The 16,925-nt window shown below is 71.8% G+C and carries 15 protein-coding genes; 8 read left to right on the top strand and 7 right to left on the bottom strand.

Annotated elements, in window-relative coordinates:
• Window positions 1–17: 17 nt before the first annotated feature.
• Entirely contained in the window at window positions 18–1,853 is a 1,836-nt protein-coding gene (locus AC1UE5_RS21715) for a serine/threonine-protein kinase (protein ID WP_482927487.1), read from the bottom strand.
• Between the two features lie 142 nt (window positions 1,854–1,995).
• Between AC1UE5_RS21715 and AC1UE5_RS21710 the strand changes: the two genes are divergently transcribed.
• The 4 genes from AC1UE5_RS21710 (at window position 1,996) to AC1UE5_RS21695 (ending at window position 5,204) form a co-directional block, all read left to right on the top strand.
• Window positions 1,996–3,144, top strand: coding sequence for a hypothetical protein (locus tag AC1UE5_RS21710; RefSeq protein ID WP_482927486.1), 1,149 nt, complete (start codon window positions 1,996–1,998; stop codon window positions 3,142–3,144).
• 18 nt (window positions 3,145–3,162) lie between these two features.
• Window positions 3,163–3,675 carry a DUF4446 family protein gene (locus AC1UE5_RS21705; protein WP_482927484.1) on the top strand — a complete coding sequence of 171 codons (513 nt, stop codon included), beginning with the start codon at window positions 3,163–3,165 and terminating at the stop codon, window positions 3,673–3,675.
• Window positions 3,672–4,559, top strand: coding sequence for a prephenate dehydratase (gene pheA, locus AC1UE5_RS21700; RefSeq protein WP_482927482.1), 888 nt, complete (start codon window positions 3,672–3,674; stop codon window positions 4,557–4,559). Before AC1UE5_RS21705 ends, pheA begins: the two co-directional genes overlap by 4 nt.
• A gap of 111 nt (window positions 4,560–4,670) precedes the next feature.
• Window positions 4,671–5,204: an HNH endonuclease gene (locus AC1UE5_RS21695; protein ID WP_482927480.1), complete on the top strand. Its 534-nt coding sequence runs from the start codon at window positions 4,671–4,673 to the stop codon at window positions 5,202–5,204.
• Between the two features lie 436 nt (window positions 5,205–5,640).
• On the opposite strand, the gene gyrA is transcribed toward AC1UE5_RS21695, so the two are convergent.
• The 6 genes from gyrA to dnaA all read right to left on the bottom strand — a co-directional run bounded on the left by gyrA (window position 5,641) and on the right by dnaA (window position 15,017).
• On the bottom strand, window positions 5,641–8,295 hold the full coding sequence (gene gyrA, locus AC1UE5_RS21690) for a DNA gyrase subunit A (RefSeq protein WP_482927478.1): 2,655 nt from the start codon (window positions 8,293–8,295) through the stop codon (window positions 5,641–5,643).
• Between the two features lie 38 nt (window positions 8,296–8,333).
• On the bottom strand, window positions 8,334–10,748 hold the full coding sequence (gene gyrB, locus AC1UE5_RS21685; protein WP_482927476.1) for a DNA topoisomerase (ATP-hydrolyzing) subunit B: 2,415 nt from the start codon (window positions 10,746–10,748) through the stop codon (window positions 8,334–8,336).
• 140 nt (window positions 10,749–10,888) lie between these two features.
• Complete coding sequence (locus tag AC1UE5_RS21680; RefSeq protein WP_482927474.1) at window positions 10,889–11,209, bottom strand: DciA family protein; 321 nt, start codon at window positions 11,207–11,209, stop codon at window positions 10,889–10,891.
• The gene (gene recF / locus AC1UE5_RS21675) at window positions 11,206–12,357 is read right to left on the bottom strand and encodes a DNA replication/repair protein RecF (protein WP_482927472.1); all 1,152 of its coding nucleotides are present in this window, start codon (window positions 12,355–12,357) and stop codon (window positions 11,206–11,208) included. Before recF ends, AC1UE5_RS21680 begins: the two co-directional genes overlap by 4 nt.
• Window positions 12,358–12,400: 43 nt before the next feature.
• A complete protein-coding gene (gene dnaN, locus AC1UE5_RS21670; RefSeq protein ID WP_482927470.1) occupies window positions 12,401–13,510 on the bottom strand; it encodes a DNA polymerase III subunit beta in 1,110 nt (369 codons plus the stop codon).
• A gap of 112 nt (window positions 13,511–13,622) precedes the next feature.
• Window positions 13,623–15,017: a chromosomal replication initiator protein DnaA gene (dnaA, locus tag AC1UE5_RS21665; protein WP_482927468.1), complete on the bottom strand. Its 1,395-nt coding sequence runs from the start codon at window positions 15,015–15,017 to the stop codon at window positions 13,623–13,625.
• Between the two features lie 213 nt (window positions 15,018–15,230).
• Between dnaA and rpmH the strand changes: the two genes are divergently transcribed.
• The 4 genes from rpmH to AC1UE5_RS21645 are packed head-to-tail and all read left to right on the top strand — an operon-like array spanning window position 15,231 to window position 16,924.
• The gene (gene rpmH / locus AC1UE5_RS21660; protein ID WP_482927466.1) at window positions 15,231–15,365 is read left to right on the top strand and encodes a 50S ribosomal protein L34; all 135 of its coding nucleotides are present in this window, start codon (window positions 15,231–15,233) and stop codon (window positions 15,363–15,365) included.
• 10 nt (window positions 15,366–15,375) lie between these two features.
• Window positions 15,376–15,738 (top strand): ribonuclease P protein component, encoded by a 363-nt coding sequence (rnpA, locus tag AC1UE5_RS21655; RefSeq protein WP_482927464.1) that lies wholly within the window; start codon window positions 15,376–15,378, stop codon window positions 15,736–15,738.
• Window positions 15,735–15,977, top strand: coding sequence for a membrane protein insertion efficiency factor YidD (gene yidD, locus AC1UE5_RS21650; RefSeq protein ID WP_482927462.1), 243 nt, complete (start codon window positions 15,735–15,737; stop codon window positions 15,975–15,977). The genes rnpA and yidD overlap by 4 nt, the downstream gene beginning before the upstream one ends.
• Window positions 15,974–16,924, top strand: a complete 951-nt coding sequence (locus tag AC1UE5_RS21645) for a YidC/Oxa1 family membrane protein insertase (RefSeq protein WP_482927460.1) — start codon at window positions 15,974–15,976, stop codon at window positions 16,922–16,924. The genes yidD and AC1UE5_RS21645 overlap by 4 nt, the downstream gene beginning before the upstream one ends.
• The last annotated feature ends 1 nt before the right edge of the window (window position 16,925 follow it).

Genomic DNA, 16,925 nt, shown 5'->3' with positions numbered 1-16,925 from the left:
CAGGGCGCGGGTCCATGCTACGGGGTCGTCGTGCGGCGCCACGCCGCCGCGGCGACCGCGAGGCCCGCACCCAGGGCCGCCGAGGGCGCCGGGTTGGCGGGAAGCGTCGTGCCGAGCGCGTCGCCGACCGCCGGTGTGGCGGCGGCCAGCGCGGCCGCCCAGGCCGTCGCGGCGAGGGCGTCGGTGAGCGCGTCGCGGCCCCGCACGAGGTAGGGCAGGACCGCCGCGGCCGCCGCCCAAAGCGCGGCGAGCGCGAGCGTCCTGGGCTCGCCGAGCACGCCGAGATCGGGCTTGTCGTCGGTGATGACGGTGCCGATCGCGATCCACCACGCGCCGGCGGCGCCGAGCGCCGCGCGGGCGATGACGGTGCGCGCCTGGCCGGCCAGTGCGGGGTACGCGCCGGCGATCGTCAGCGCGTCGAGCGCGGGCGCCAGCGCGGGGAGCGACCACAGCGCGCCGTGGCGCGGGACGAGCACGACGACCGGCAGCGCCGCCGCTGCCGCGAGGAGCGTGGCCCGCTCGGGCCCGATGAGGATCGCGAGCGCGAAGAAGGCCGCCAGCCAGCCGAGCCGGGGCAGCAGCGCGACGGCGGCCCCGACGGCGGCGGCGATCAGCGCCGTCTCGGGCGCGACGACGGTGCCGCCGAGCGTGAGGTCGACGGGGAGCTCGGCGCACGCCCACGCGGTCAGGCCCGCGGCGGACACGCCCGCGAAGACGCGGCCCAGCGGCGTCGTCCGCGGGCGCCGGCGCGGGGCCTCGGCCAGTGCGCCCGCGCCCTGCCACTGCGGGGCGTCGGGGCCCAGCGGGGCTGCCGGGCGGGCGAGGTCGTCCTGGCGCCGCCACCGGCGCGCGCGCACCTGCGGCGCCGCCTCCTCGGCCCACCCCTCGCCCTCCGGCGGCAGCGGCTCCAGCCGGGCGGCGCGGCGCTCGCGCCGGTCCTCGAGGCGGTCGCGCCACACGCGCGTGCGCTCCACGAGCCCTTCGACCGCCGGAGCATCGACGGTCCCGGGCTCGTCGTCGACCTCGTTCTCGGCGTCCTGCAGCGCCTCGCGCAGCTGCGCGAGCGTCCCGCGCTCCTCGGGCGCCGGGTCGAGCGCGGCGTCGATCGCCTCGCACAGGTCGGGCGGCAGGTCACGGCGCAGGCGCTGGAGCGGCGGCAGGCGCATGCCGACGCGGCGCGCGGTGGCGCCCGCGCCCTCGGCCCGGACCGGGTTCGTGCCGCTCAACGCCTCGTAGAGCACGAGCGCGAGCGCGTAGAGGTCGACGGCGGCGGTGACGCGCCGGCCCTCCGCCTGCTCGGGCGCCATGTAGGCGATCGTCCCGACCACGTCGCCGGTGCGGGTGAGCGCCGACGAGTCGAGCAGCCGCGCGATGCCGAAGTCCGTGAGCTTGGCGCTGCCGTCGTCGGCGACCATGACGTTGCCCGGCTTGACGTCGCGGTGCACGACCCCGCGCGCGTGCGCGTGGGACAGCGCCTCGCACAGCGCGACGCCGATCTGCACGACGTCGAGGTCCGACAGCGCGCCCTCGCGCTCCAGCTCGGCCAGCGTGGCGCCGTGCACGAGCTCCGAGACCAGGTAGTACGCGTCGTCGTCGCGGCCCGCCTCGTACAGCGCGACGATCGCCGGATGGCTCAGCCGCGCGGCCGCGAGCGCCTCGCGCTGGGCGCGCGGGTTCTCCTCGTCGTCGTCCAGCGGGATGCGCTTGACCGCGACCGGCCGGTCGAGCCGCTCGTCGTGCGCGTGCCAGACCGTGCCGAAGCCGCCGCTGCCCAGCCGCCGGAGCAGCCGGTAGCGGTCGAGCACGAGCGGAGGCTCGTCGGCCGTCATCTGGAGCGTGTCGCGCTGGTGCACCGCGTTCGCCCTTCGCTGCCTGTCACCCTGGACCTTCCGTGCCGTGCAGGGTTCCAGACGCTGGCATGGAACTTGCAGCGTGAGGTCCGCCCGGACCGCGTGTCATGCTCGGCAGTACGAATCTCCGCTAGGAGCGACCTTTTTGTCCTTCTTCGACGAGGGCGACGAGCCCCCCACCCGCGCGCAGCCCCGCACACGACGGGCCCCTTCGGCTGGGCGCGGCGGCGGGAGCGGCGGTGGTGGCCCACGCCCGCGCGGCGCAGGGGTCGATCCGGCGATCCGGCAGCGGCGGCTCATCGCGCTCGCCTTCGGGGTCCTGCTCATCATCGTCTTCGCGATCGGCGTGCGGGCGTGTGTCAACTCGGCGGCGGAGAGCCAGCTGCGCGACTACAACCGCGACGTCGGCACGGTCGTGGCGCAGTCCGACCGCGACGTCAGCCGGCCGCTGTTCGACCTGCTCGGCCAGTCCGGCCAGTCGCCGGTCGAGCTGGAGACGCAGATCAACCAGCTCGCCAGCGTCGCCGCGCGCCAGCTCGACGAGGCCAAGGGCTTCGACACGCCCGACGAGCTGACGGACGCGCAGCACAACCTGCTCCTCACGCTCGACCTCCGCGAGACGGGCGTGCGCCAGATCGCCCGCCAGGTGCGCACGGCGCTCGCCGACAGCGAGGAGGCCGAGGTCGCCCAGACCCAGATCGCCGCGCAGATGCAGCAGTTCCTCGCGTCGGACGTGGTCTACAAGCAGCGCGTGCTGCCGTACATCACGGACGCGCTGAAGGACCGGAACCTCGGCGACGACCAGCAGGACTCGCAGTTCCTGCCCGACCTGACGTGGCTCGAGCCGAGCACCGTGGCCGACGCGCTCGGCGGGGGCGGCGGGGGCGGCGCCGACTCCGGCTCGGCCGACGAGGGCGACGTGGCGCCGGGCCTCCACGGCCACGGGCTCGTGAGCGTCGCGATCGGCGACACCACGCTCCAGCCGGGCGAGGTCGTCAACCGCGTGGCCGCGGGCTCCGGGCTGGCGCTCAACGTGACGGTCGCCAACCAGGGCGAGAACCCGGAGGAGGACGTGAAGGTCTCCGTCCGCATCTCCGGCTCCGGCAAGCCGATCACCGCCAGCCGCACGATCGACTCGACGCAGCCGGGCACGAACGCCGAGATCGCGATCCCGATCGAGAGCACGCCCACGATCGGCTCGGCCGTCCAGGTGACCGTGTCCGTCGCGAAGGTGCCCGGCGAGGAGAAGACGGACAACAACCGTCAGACCTACACCGTGCTGTTCCAGAGCTAGCGCTAGCGTTCCGGCGGGATGGACGAGCTGAGCAGCACCACGGGCATCGTCGCGCTGGCCGCGGCGGGCCTGGCGTTCCTCGGCCTGGTCTGGATCATCGTGCTGACCGTGCAGCTGCGCCGGCTGCGCGCCGCGCAGTCCGCCGTGCTCGGCGCGTACGGCCAGCGCGACCTCGTCCAGCACGCGGCGGAGATCGACGAGGCGTTCGCGGCGCTGCGCGACCACGTCGACGTCGTCCATGGGGCGATCGACGAGCGGCTGGCCGACGCCGAAGCCCGGCTCGACAACGCGATCGCCTACCGCTCGTTGGTGCGGTTCGACGCCTACAACGAGATGTCCGGGCGCCAGTCGACGTCGATCGCGCTGCTCGACGCGCAGGGGTCGGGGATCGTCATCTCCTCGATCCACCACCGCGACCAGGCGCGCGTCTACGCCAAGCAGGTGCGCGAGGGGCGCGGTGAGCTGGAGCTCGCGCCCGAGGAGGAGGAGGCGGTGCGGACCGCGATGTCCGCGCCCGCCTCGGCGGAGTGAGCGTCTCCGGCGGCGGGCCGCTGCGCGCCGCCTACCTCGGGCCGCCCGGGACGTTCACCGAGGCCGCCTTGCTCGCCTCCACCGGCGTCGTCGGCGACGCGGTCGAGGGCGTCCCGCTCGCGACGATCCCGGAGATCGTGCTCGCGGTGCAGGACGGGACGACCGAGCGCGGCCTGGCGCCGATCGAGAGCGCCAGCGAGGGGTCGGTCGACGTCACCATCGACACGCTCGCCGCGCGGGCCCCCGACGTGACGATCGTGGGGGAGGCCGTGCTCCCGGTCCGCCACGCGCTGTCGGCCGCGCCGGGCGTGGAGCTGACCGACGTGCAGGTCGTCGTCTCGCACCCGCAGGCGCTCGCGCAGTGCGCGGCGTTCCTGCGCGAGGAGCTGCCGGCCGCGCGCCAGGTCGCGTGGACGTCGACCGCCGAGGCCGTCCGCGTCGCGGGCGAGCGCGGCGACGAGGGCTGGGCCGGCATCGGAACCACGCTCGCCGCCTCGCTCTACGGCTGCGTCGTGCTCCGCGACGGCATCGAGGACATCTCGGGGAACGCCACGCGGTTCGCCTGGCTCGCGCCGGTCGGCACGCCGCCGCGCGGGCCCCTGACCAAGACGTCGATCGTCTTCGCCGGGGCCGGCGCGGGCGCGCCAGGATGGCTGGCGGGCTGCCTGACGGAGTTCGCCTCGCGCGGGGTGAACCTCACGCGCATCGAGTCTCGCCCGCGCAAGGACCGGCTCGGGGACTACCTCTTCTTCCTCGATCTCGAGGGCGGGATCGACGATCCGCGCGTCGTGGGCGCGGTCGACGCGCTGCGCGTGCAGTGCGACGTGGTGCGCGTGCTGGGTTCGTACCCGTCCGCGCCACCCCTCCACGCGATCGGACGCTGACGCCGCCGGCACGGTTACACTTCGCGCTGCGCCATGGGATCTGCTGTCCCACCAGCTCCAGTTGGGTTCGCGCCGCCTCAGCACCAGCGGCGCGAACGTGCTGCTGGTCGGGTGCTGGTTCTCAATGCGACGTTCGAGCCGATCAACGTCTGCACGGTGCGGCGCGCGACGGTGCTCCTCCTCAAGCAGAAGGCCGAGGTCATCGAGCATGCGACGTGGGCGCTGCGCAGCGAGCACACGCAGATGCCGCGGCCGATGGTCATCCGCCTCGTCTCGTACGTGAAGGTGCCGCGCGACGCGCACCGCCGCAAGATCACGCGGCGGGCCGTCTTCGCCCGCGACGGGTGGACGTGCCAGTACTGCGGCGCCCGCTCCAACCTCACGGTGGACCACGTGATCCCGCGCTCCAAGGGCGGCTCGTCCGAGTGGGACAACATCGTCGCGTCCTGTGCGCCGTGCAACCGCCGCAAGGGCGACCTGATGCCCGAGAAGGCGAACATGATCCCGCGCACGCGGCCCACGGCCCCGCACCCGCAGGTCTTCATCCACGTCGCCAGCCCCACGATCCCCGCGTCGTGGAAGCCCTGGCTGCCGGAGACCACGCACGACGTGGCCCCGCCGGCCGACGTGGCCGAAGCGGCCTGATCGTTCAGCGCCTGGCACGACATGGCGCGCCTCCTGGCGAACGCCATCGTCGTGGCTGGGCGGGGGCGACGAACGCGATTGGCCGGTAGGCCGGTGCGTTCCGTCGACTCCGTCCAGGCGCGGCGAGGGCCCGCCAGGTGGTGCGACACGACGAAGGGCGCCTCGTGAGAGACGCCCTTCGCCACAACTGCACTGGACTTGATCCCGGAACGGACCTTCATGGGCCGGAGGGACGACTTCCGGCATCCGTTTCCGAGGGTGTCCCGGTTTGGATTCGCTAGGGCGAGCCCAGCGTCCGACCTAGCGGCCGGTCACCTCCAGGGTCCCAGAAAAACTCGAACTGTCGATTAGGACCACCTCCTTCCTCTGGTACGGCCAGAGTAGCGAACCTCCGGACGGAACCGAAATCCGGAGGTGGTCCGGTTCGAACTTCCGGCTAGACCTCCGGCGTCGGCGGGCCGTCCGTCGAGTCGAGGTCGACCTCGTCGGGCTCGGTCTCGCCGGCGCCATCCGTCAGCGCGGACTCGGAGGCCGCGGCCGCCTCGTCCGACAGCAGCTCGCCCTGCTCCGGCGCGTCCGCGAGGAGCGCGCCGTCGCCGTCGGTGACCACGTCGCCGCTGACGGCGTCGACCGGGTCGCCGGACTCGGACTCCATGACGAGCGCGACCGCCGAGACGGTGTCCTCGGGCTTCATGTTCATCACGCGGACGCCCTGGGAGAGACGGCCGTAGCGGGAGATGCCGCGCACGCCCGTGCGCTGCACCATGCCCGACGTCGAGATGAACACGAGGTCGTGGTGCTCGCGGACGACCAGCGCGCCGGCGAGCGCGCCCTTCGCCTCGGTGAGCTTGATCGTGCCCACGCCCTTCGTGCCGCGGTTCGTCTTGCGGTACTCGCCGATCGGCGTGCGCTTGCCGTAGCCGTTCTCGGTGACCACCAGCAGCTCCTGGTCCTCCGACGCGACGTCCATCGCGAGGACGGCGTCGTCCTTGCCGGACACGTCCATGCCGCGCACGCCGCTCGTGGCCCGGCCCATCGGGCGCAGCGCGTCCTCGTGGAAGCGCACCGCCTGGCCCTTGCGCGACACCATGAGGATGTCGTCGTTGCCGCTCGTGCGGCGGACCTGGACGAGCTCGTCGTCGTCGCGGATGTTGATCGCGATGATGCCGTCGGCCTTGATCGGCGTGTTGTAGGCGAGGAACTCGGTCTTCTTGACCGTGCCGTTCTTCGTCGCGAACACGAGGAACTCGCCCTCGGTGAAGTCGCGTGTCGACAGCACGGACTCGATCCGCTCGCCCTCGCGCAGCGGCAGGAAGTTGACGAGCGCGCGCCCGCGGGCGGTGCGGCCCATCTCCGGCAGCTCGTAGACCTTCGACCGGTAGACCTTGCCGCGGTTCGAGAAGAACAGGAGGAAGTCGTGGGACGAGCACACGAAGAGGTGCTCGATCCAGTCGCCTTCCTTCGTGTCCATCCCGGTGACGCCGCGGCCGCCGCGGTGCTGCTGGCGGTACGTGTCGAGCGGGAGCGACTTGATGTAGCCCGAGTGCGTGATCGTGACCACCATCTGCTGCTCGCGGATGAGGTCCTCGATGTCGATCTCGTCCTCGGAGTCGGCGATCTGCGTCCGGCGGTCGTCGCCGAAGCGCTCCGCGATCTCCGACAGCTCCTCCTTGATGAGCGCGAGGACCTTGTCCTCGTCGCCCAGCAGGTCGCGCAGCTCGGCGATGCGCTCCATCTTGTCCGCGTGCTCCTGGCGGATCTTGTCCGCCTCCAGCGCGGTGAGCTGCGAGAGGCGCAGGTCGAGGATCGCGGTCGCCTGGATGGCGGTCAGCTCGAAGCGGTCGACCAGCTGCGTGCGGGCGGTGTCGCGGTTGGCCGACGACCGGATGACCTCGATCACCTCGTCGAGGTTGTCCAGCGCGATGAGCTGGCCCTCGAGGATGTGCACCTCGCGCTCGAGCCGGGCGAGCTCGAACTTCGCGCGGCGGACGACCACCTCGCGCTGGTGGAGGATGTAGTGCCGCAGGACCTCGCGGAGCGTCAGCGTCTTCGGCACGCCGTCGACCAGCGCGACCATGTTCACGCCGAACGTCGACTGCATCGCGGTCTGCTTGTAGAGCTGGTTCAGGACGACGTTCGGGTCCGCGTCGCGCTTGAGCTCGATGACGAGCCGCATGCCGCGCCGGTCCGTGTGGTCCTGGATGTCCGAGATGCCGCTCAGCTTCTTGTCGCGGACGAGGTCGGAGATCTTCTTGATGACGCCGCCGTCGCCGCCCTTCTTGACCATGAAGGGCAGCTCGGAGACGACGATCGCCTCCTTGCCGCGACCGATGTCCTGGATCGCCGCCTTCGCGCGCACGCGCACCCGGCCGCGCCCGGTCTCGTACGCGTCCCGGATGCCCTGGCGGCCGAGGATGATGCCGCCGGTCGGGAAGTCCGGGCCCGAGACGTGCTGGATCAGCTCCTCGGTCGTGATCTCCGGGTTGTCGATGAACGCGATCGTCGCGTTGATGACCTCGCGGAGGTTGTGCGGCGGGATGTTCGTCGCCATGCCGACCGCGATGCCGGTCGAGCCGTTGACGAGCAGGTTGGGGAACCGCGACGGGAGGACGAGCGGCTCGCGCTTGGAGCCGTCGTAGTTCGGCCCGAAGTCGACCGTGTCCATGTCCAGGTCGCGCAGCATCTCCTGCGCGATCCGGGTCATGCGGGCCTCCGTGTACCGCATGGCGGCCGGCGGGTCCTCGTCGATCGAGCCGAAGTTGCCCTGGCCGTCGACGAGCAGGTAGCGCAGGGAGAAGTCCTGCGCCATCCGCACGAGCGTGTCGTAGATCGGCGAGTCGCCGTGCGGGTGGTAGTTGCCCATCACGTCGCCGACGATGCGGGCGGACTTGACGAACGGGCGGGTCGGCCCGAGGCCGCCCTCGTTCATCGCGTACAGGACGCGGCGATGGACGGGCTTGAGGCCGTCGCGGACGTCGGGCAGCGCGCGCCCGACGATGACGCTCATCGCGTAGTCGAGGTACGCGGTGCGCATCTCGTCCTCGAGCGCGCGCGGCTCGATGTTGCCGCCGCCGATGACGTCGGTTGCCATCTACTGCGCTCCTCGGTGTAGGGGGCGGGTGGTAGGGATCAAACGTCGAGGTTGGTCACGAGGCGCGCGTTCTCCTCGATGAAGGCGCGGCGCGGCTCGACCTGGTCGCCCATGAGCATCGAGAAGAGCTCGGAGGCGGCCGACGCGTCGTCCACGCTGACCTTGGCCAGCGTGCGCGTCGAGGGGTTCATGGTGGTGTCCGCGAGCTGCTCCGCGTTCATCTCGCCGAGGCCCTTGAAGCGCTGGACCGTGGTGCCGCGGCGGGCCAGGTCGAGCACGCTCTCGCGGAGCTGCTCGAAGGACATGGCCTCCGCGTCGTGGTCGCCGAGGGTGACGGTGAACGGCGGGTTGCCCGCCAGGTCCACGAGCTGGCCGTGGACGCGGATGAACTGCTTGTACGCGTGCGCGTCGAACATCCCGCGCGGGATGCGGTGGGTGCGCGCCATGCCGGTCTTGCGCTCGATGGCCTTGACCTTGATGACGTGGTCGTCCTCGCCCACGAGCTCGGTCGTGTGCGGCTGGCCCTCGTCGTCCTCGCGGTTGAACAGGGCCAGCGCGCCGTCGAGGCTGTCGATCCCCTCGTCGAGCACGGCGCTCTCCTCGAGGAACTCGATGAGCTCGTGGCCGACCTCGGCGCGCAGCGTCGCCGACCAGCCCTCGTACTGCTTGAGGAGCCGGCCGTAGCGCTGCCAGCGCGTCTCGGTGAGGCCGAGCGACTTGCCGGCGCGGTCGACGACGGTGATCTTCTCGAGCTTGTCGCCGAGCAGGACCTCCTCCAGCTCGGAGTCCTTCTCGATGTAGCGCTCGGTGCGGCCGTGCTTGACCTTGTACAGCGGCGGCTTGGCGATGTAGACGTAGCCGGCCTCGATCAGCTGCGGCATCTCGCGGAACAGCAGCGTCAGCACGAGCGTGCGGATGTGGGCGCCGTCCACGTCCGCGTCGGTCATGATGATCAGCTTGTGGTAGCGCGCCTTCTCGATGTCGAACTCGTCGCGCACGCCGGTGCCGAGGGCCGTGATCAGCGCCTGGACCTCGTTGTTCTGGAGGACCTTGTCGATGCGGCTCTTCTCGACGTTGAGGATCTTGCCGCGGAGCGGCAGGACGGCCTGGGTCGCGCGGTCGCGCCCCTGGGTCGCCGAGCCGCCGGCGGAGTCGCCCTCGACGATGAACAGCTCGGCCAGCGCCGGGTCCTTGACCTGGCAGTCGCGGAGCTTGCCCGGCAGCGTCGTGTTCTCCAGCGCGGACTTGCGGCGGGTCAGATCGCGGGCCTTGCGGGCGGCGGCGCGGGCCTGGGCGGCTGAGACCGCCTTCTTGACGATCGCGTCGATCTCCTTCGGGTTCTCCTCGAAGAACTCGTTGAGCTTCTCGTAGACGATCGAGCGGACGAAGCCCTCCATGCCCGGGTTGCCGAGCTTGGTCTTCGTCTGGCCCTCGAACTGCGGCTCGGAGAGCTTGGCGCTGATGACCGCCGTCAGGCCCTCGCGCACGTCCTCGCCGGAGAGGTTGCCGTCCTTCTCCTTGAGGATGCCCCGCGACTTGGCGTAGCGGTTGATGACGTTGGTCAGCGCCGCGCGGAAGCCCGAGAGGTGCGAGCCGCCCTCGTGCGTGTTGATGTTGTTGGCGAAGGAGTGGATCGACTCCTGGTAGGTCGTGTTCCACTGCATCGCGACCTCGACCTGGCCCTCCTCGGACTCGCCCTCGAAGTAGATGACCTTCGTGCCGATGGCGTCCTTGTTGGCGTTGAGGTGCGTGACGAAGTCCTCGATGCCGCCCTCGGCGTAGAACTCGGCCCGCTTGCCCTCGCCGCGCTCGTCGGTGAGCGTGATCCGCAGCCCGCGGGTGAGGAACGCCGTCTCGCGCAGGCGCGTCTCGAGCGTCTGCCAGTCGTAGTCGGTGACCTCGAAGATCTCGGCGTCCGGGAGGAACGTGATCCGCGTCCCGGTCTCATTCGTCGGCTCCCCACGCTGGATCGGGCCCTCAGGCGCGCCGCGCACGTAGGACTGCGTGTGGCGGTAGCCGTCGCGGCGGACCTCGACGTCGACGCGCTCGGACAGCGCGTTGACGACGGACACGCCGACGCCGTGCAGGCCACCGGAGACCTTGTAGCCGCCGCCGTCGCCGAACTTGCCGCCGGCGTGGAGGACGGTGAGGACGACCTCGAGGGCGGACTTGCCCTCCTTCTCCATCGTCGCGACCGGGATGCCGCGGCCGTTGTCGTCGCAGGTGACGGAGTTGTCGGGGTGGATCGTGACGTCGACCTGGGTCGCGTGGCCCGCGAGGGCCTCGTCGACCGAGTTGTCCACGACCTCCCACACCAGGTGGTGCAGACCCCGCACGCCGGTCGAGCCGATGTACATGCCCGGACGCTTGCGCACCGCCTCGAGACCCTCGAGCACGGTGATGTCCTGGGCGTCGTACCCGCGTCCCTCCGTCTTGCCGTTGTCGTCCGCCACGAAGCCTCCTGGAACACACGATCGCCCCGGGCTCTGGAGACCGCCCAGGGCGACGAAAAGTTGCTTTCAGCATAGCAGCCGGACCCCCGCGAAGCCCCACGCGCGCAGCGACAAAAGTGCTGCAAAAGCGCGGAAAACGTCTACGCCGCGCGACAGCGCAGCTCGGTCACCGTGCCGGTGCCGAGGGCATGGTTGAGGCGCGCGACGAGGTCCGGAGCCATCAGCGAGAGCTCCTGGGCCCACACCGCGGAGGCGCAGCGGACGGTCACGACACCGCCGCGCTCGGCCACCGGGGAGGACTCGGCGGCGATCAGCTCCCCGACGGCGTCTGGCCACGCGGCCTGGATGCGGGCGAGGGCCGTCTGGGGCGCGAGGTCGCGCGCGTAGGACTCGATCAGGCCGGCGATCGGCTTGGGCTGGCGGGGCCGGCCGGTGCGGGTCAGCCGTCGGTGACCGCTCACGCCGGCGCCTCCTCCTGCACGACGACGGCGCCCTCGCGGACCTCCACGCGGGCGACGTCCGCGGCGTCGGCGCCGGGGACGTGCGCGAGGTCGGTCGTCGTCACGACGGCCTGGCCGCCCGTCCCGTGCACGCGCTCGACGAGCCGCTGCCGGCGCGTGACGTCCAGCTCGCTCATCACGTCGTCGAGGAGCAGGAGCGGCGGGCCGCCGCGGGCCTCGGCGAGCACCTCGCGCTCGGCCAGCAGGAGTGCCAGCAGGCCCATCCGCTGCTCGCCCTGCGACCCGAAAGAGCGCAGCTCGCGCAGCGCCGGCGCGCGCTCGTCGTCCTCCCGCGCCGCCGGGGCGCGGAGCAGGGCGAGGTCGTCGCGGTGCGGGCCGTGGAGCGTGAAGCCGCGCTCCAGGTCGGCCTCCAGCTTCTCGGCCAGCTGCTGCGCGAACGCCTCCTCCTCGAGCGCGCGGTCCCGCGGGCGCTCCTCCAGCCCGACGGTGCCGGCCAGCCCGAGGTCGGCGGCCGCCGCGGCGAACGGCTCCTGCAGCGCCTCCACCGCCCGCGCCCGGTCCGCCCGCAGCGCGACGCCCTGGCGCGCCAGCTCGCGATCCCACGCCGGCAGCGACGAGCGCGAGCCCGTGCCCTTGCGGATCCGGGCGATGAGCGCGTTGCGCTGCGCGAGCGCGTTCGCGTACGCCTTGCGGGTCGGAGCCCGCGACGGCCACAGCGCGGCGACGACCTGATCGAGGTGCGAGCGGCGCCCGGAGGGCCCGCCCTTCACCAGCTCCAGCCGCTCGGGCAGGAACACGCTGACGAGCGGCCGCGCGGGGTTGTCCACAAGCCTGTCGACAGGCGCGCCGTCGACCTTCATCCGCTTCGGCTCGCCCGGCTGGAACCCGACGGCCAGCTCGTGCACGCCGTCGCGGTCGTGCGTCCGCACCTCCACCCGCGCCGCCTGCGCCCCGAACCGGACGACCTGCCGCTCGTCGTTCGTGCGGCACGAGCGGCCGGTGCACCCGAAGTACAGCGCCTCGAGGAGGTTCGTCTTGCCCGCGCCGTTCGGGCCGTGGATGACCGTCAGCCCCTCGCCGAGCCGGATCTCCGCCGCCCGGTACGCGCGGAAGTCCCGCACGCGCAGGTGTTCGACGGAGACGGCCACGATCCGAGTATGGGGTGGGGCGGTGGGCCCGTCCCCTCGAATCTCAGACGTTCAGGCGGATGGGCATGATCAGGTAGAGGAAGCCAGAGCCGTCCCCCGCCTCGATCAGGCCCGGCCGCAGCGGCGAGATGAGCTTGAGGATGAGGTCGTCCGCGTCGACCGACTCGACGCCGTCGCGGAGGAACTCCGGGTTGAAGCCGATCTCGAACGGCTCGCCGGAGAACGGCACCGGGATCGTCTCCTGCGCCTCGCCGACGTCCGGGGTCTGCGCCGACACGGTCAGCTCGCCCTCGCCGAACTTCAGCCGCAGCGGCGCGTTCTTCTGCGCCAGCAGCGAGATGCGGCGGACGACGTCGGTCAGCTCCTTGGTCTCCAGCCGCAGCTCGTGCTCGTACGTGTCGGGCAGGAGCTGGCGGTAGTTCGGGAACTGGCCCTCGATCAGGCGCGACGAGAGCACGACGCCGCCGACCTCGAAGACGATCTGGTTCGCGCGGCGGGCGGCGCGGAGCGTCTCGGCGTCCGCGGCCTGCGCGATCCGCGCGAGCTCCTGCAGCGCGCGCGCCGGCACGTTGGCCTCGAAGGCGCCGTCGAGCTGCTCGTCGAGCGCGGTCTCCTTCACCGACAGGCGGTAGGAGTCGGTGCCGACCATCCGCAGCTCCTGGCCGGAGGCGGACACGAGGATGCCGGTGAGGATCGGGCGCGTCTCGTCGCGTGAGGCGGAACGGGCGACCTTGCCGATCGTGGCGACGAACGCCTGCGCCGGCACGGTCACGACGGCCTCGTCGCCGGCCTCGGGGAACGGCGGGAAGTCCTCGCCGCGCAGCGTGCGGATGTGGAAGGTCGCGGAGCCGGAGACGATCTCGACGTCCTGCTCGGCGGAGCGCAGCTCGACGGTCACCTGGTCGGCCGGCAGCGCGCGGATGACGTCGAGCGTCAGGCGCGCGGGGACGACGCAGGTGCCGGGGCGCAGGACCTCGGCCTGGAGCGGGACGCGGAGCCCGACCTCCATGTCCGTCGCGCGCAGCTCGACGGCGCCGCTCTCGGCGACGACCTGGACGCCGGACAGGGCCTGCACGGCCGAGCGGGTCGAGGCGACGCGGGAGACGGTCTGCAGCTGAGCGAGCAGCTCGGAAGCCGAAGCCTGGAGCTTCACGATGGACACCTCTCAGAGAAGGAAGAAGTCATAAGGGCTGTGGAGTTGTGCATGACGGCCGGAAAGGCCGGAGGATGCGGGGTGGTCACGCACATGGAGCCGCCGGAGTCTGTCAGTCGTGCCTGTCGGCAAGTCGGGACGTGAGCGCGCGGACCGCGTCATCCACATCCGGGTCGGTGCCGAGCTGGGCCTCGACCTTCTTGACGGCGTGCATGACCGTGGTGTGGTTCCGGCCGCCGAACGCGGCGCCGATCGCGGGGAGCGAGGCCTGCGTGTGCATGCGCGCGAGGTACATGGCGAGCTGGCGCGGCTTGGCCACGCGGGCGGCGCGGCTTGCGCCGTCGAGCTCCTCGGGCGTCAGGTCGAACTGCTCGCACACCGCCTGCTTGATCCGGTGGATGGTCGGCGGCTGGTGACGGCTTCCCGCGCGCGCCTGGGAGGCGGGGTAGAGGGAGCCGAGGACGTCGTCGGCCAGGTCGGCGTCGAGCGGGCGGCCGGTGAGCGAGGCGTAGGCCACGACGCGGATCAACGCACCCTCCAGCTCGCGCACGCTGCCGCGGACGCGTTCGGCGATCGCGCCGAGCACGGTCTCGTCGCCGAGGTCGAGCCCGTCCTGGTGCGCGCGCTTGCGGAGGATCGCCGTGCGCACCACGTGGTCGGGGTGCGCGATGTCGGTGACCAGGCCCGCCTCGAAGCGCTCGCGGAGCCGGTCCTCGAGCGCGGTGAGGTCGCGCGGGAGCCGGTCCGACGTGACGACGACCTGGGCGCCGGCGTCGTAGAGCGCGTTGAAGGTGTGGAAGAACTCCTCCTCGGTCTTCGCCTTGCTCTCGAGGAACTGCACGTCGTCGATGAGCAGCACGTCGTTCGAGCGCCACGCGCCCTTGAAGCTGTCCACGTCCTTGCGCTGGATGGCGGTGAGGAACTCGTTGGTGAACCGCTCGGCCGTCGTGTAGCGGACGCGCAGGTCCGGGCTGTACGTGACGAGGTAGTTCGCGATCGAGTGGAGGAGGTGCGTCTTGCCGACGCCCGGAGGCCCGTAGATGAAGAGCGGGTTGTACGCCGTGCCCGGCAGCTCCGCGACCGCCAGCGCCGCCGCGTGGGCGAGCCGGTTGCTGTCGCCGATGACGAACTGGTCGAACTGGAGCTTGGGGTTGAGGTTCGGCCGCCCGTGCGGGTCGAGCGCGGTCTCGGCCGTCTCCGGGGACCGGTGCGCCCCGCGTCCGCCGCCGCGCGCCGTGCCGGCGGTGCCCGGCGCCGCTCCCGGCGCCTGGATGTCGACGGTCGCGCCGGCCCCGAGGACCGCGCCGGCGCTCGCGCGCAGCACGCGCCCGAACCGCTCGGCCACCCAGGTGCGACGGTCGTCCGGGGCGGTGACGACCAGGGCCGTGCCCTGCACCGCGACGAGGCGGAGCGGCTTCAGCCAGACGTCGTACGTCGCCTCGTCGACGGCGCGCCGCAGCTCGGCCTGGAAGCGGGTCCACGTGTCGTCGTCGGGGAGCTGGGTCACGGCAGGGGGAAGCGGCCCTCCGAGGGGCGGTTGCGGCTGGGTGCTGCGGTGGGGACCGAGGCGGCCCCGGCGTGGTCTCGACGCTAGCACCGCACAGGGGGTCGTGAACCGCGTCGTTCCCGCAAGGAGCGGGGGTTTCGTGCGGCTGTGCACAGCGGTTCTGCACAGACGTCCGACCGATGTGCATCGCGGGGTTGTATCCTGGTGCGACCGATGAAGCGGACCTACCAGCCCAAGAAGCGCAAGCGCGCTCGCACGCACGGCTTCCGCGCCCGTATGGCGACCCGTGGTGGTCGTCTGACGCTGAAGCGTCGCCGGGACAAGGGCCGCAAGCGCCTGACCGTCTGAGGCGCCTCGAGTGCCTCCGAAGCGCGGACGTCTCTCGCGCAGCGCCGAGTTCGAGCGCGTCTACCGCCAGGGCCGATCGCATGGCAATCGGCATCTGGTGCTCTACACGTTCCCGCGACCCGACGCGGCCGACGGACCCCGACTGGGGCTGTCGGTCTCGCGGAAGGTCGGGGGCGCGGTTGAGCGCAACAAGGTGAAGCGGCTCCTGCGGGAGGCCTTCGCCGACCTCGCGGACCGGATCCCGGCCGACCACGACGTCGTCGTCGTCGCGCGCCCGCCGGCCCGCGAGCTGGCGGACACCGCCGGCCTCGACGGCGTGCGCACCGCGCTGACCGAGCTCGTGGACAAGGCCGCCGAGAAGGCCGCCAAGTGACCATCGCGCGCCGGGTCGTCCTCGCCCCGATCGTCGCCTACCAGCGCGTGGTGTCGCCCGCCCTGCCACGGCGCTGCAAGTACGAGCCGACCTGCTCCGCCTACGCCGTACAGGCGATCGAGCGGTACGGCATACTGCGCGGGCTGATCCTGGCCGTCTGGCGCGTCCTGCGCTGCAACCCGTGGTCCCACGGGGGGTACGACCCGGTCGAGGCCCAGCGCCTCTTCTCCTCATCATGACTCTCGCCGACGTCTTCCTCATCCAGCCCCTCATCGACGTGTTCGAGGAGGTGCTCATCTTCTTCCACGACTCGGTCGGGTTCGGATGGGGCTTCTCGATCGTCGCGCTCACCATCACGATCCGCGCGCTGCTGCTGCCGCTGACGCTGAAGCAGGTCAAGTCCATGCGCGGCCTCCAGGTCATCGCGCCGGAGATGAAGAAGCTGCAGGAGAAGTACAAGAACGACCGGCAGCGCCTCAACCAGGAGATGATGAAGCTCTACCAGGAGCACAAGGTGAACCCGTTCGCCTCGTGCCTGCCGCTCCTGGCGCAGCTCCCGGTCTTCATCTCGCTCTTCTACATGCTGCGGCTCGACCTCCGGCACGACATCTGCCCGGAGATCAACCCGACGACCGAGAACACGAAGCCGTGTGGCTCGACCGAGGCGTCGGAGTTCCTCTTCATCCCCGACATCACCGACGCCGCGACCGGCGGCGTGCTGATCACGCTCGTCGTGCTCTACGTCGTCACGCAGCTGGCGTCGTCGCTGCTGATGTCGGTCTCCGCGGACAAGAACCAGCGCATGATCTTCCTCGCGCTGCCGTTCATCTTCGTCCCGTTCATCCTCAGCTTCCCGGCCGGCCTCCTCGTCTACTGGATCACGACGAACCTCTGGACGATCGTGCAGCAGTTCATCGTCCGGCGGACCGTCGGCCCGGTGCCGAAGCCCGGCGAGGGCCTTCCCACCACGGGCAAGGGCGGCAAGGACGACGGCGACGACAAGAAGCCGAAGGGCCTCCTCGCGCGCGCCGCGGCAGCGGGCGCCGGCGCGGGTGGCGGTGGTGGTGGCGGCGCGGGCAACGGCTCGTCCGGCGGCAGCGCCAGCTCCTCCGCCCCCAAGCGGTCCGCGGCGCCTCCGCCTCCGCCCTCGAAGCGCAAGAAGAAGAAGACGGGACGGAGGCGCTAGA

Source organism: Parviterribacter multiflagellatus (assembly GCF_056863265.1).
Note: the sequence above shows the minus strand (reverse complement) of the source record. Positions and strands in the feature narration are given on the sequence as shown.

Bases quoted from the DNA above. Each gene is read 5' to 3' on its own strand.
- AC1UE5_RS21705 (WP_482927484.1), top strand. From the start codon at position 3,163: ATGGACGAGCTGAGCAGCACCACGGGCATCGTCGCGCTGGCCGCGGCG.
- gyrA (WP_482927478.1), bottom strand. From the start codon at position 8,295: ATGGCAACCGACGTCATCGGCGGCGGCAACATCGAGCCGCGCGCGCTC.
- rpmH (WP_482927466.1), top strand. From the start codon at position 15,231: ATGAAGCGGACCTACCAGCCCAAGAAGCGCAAGCGCGCTCGCACGCAC.
- AC1UE5_RS21645 (WP_482927460.1), top strand. From the start codon at position 15,974: ATGACTCTCGCCGACGTCTTCCTCATCCAGCCCCTCATCGACGTGTTC.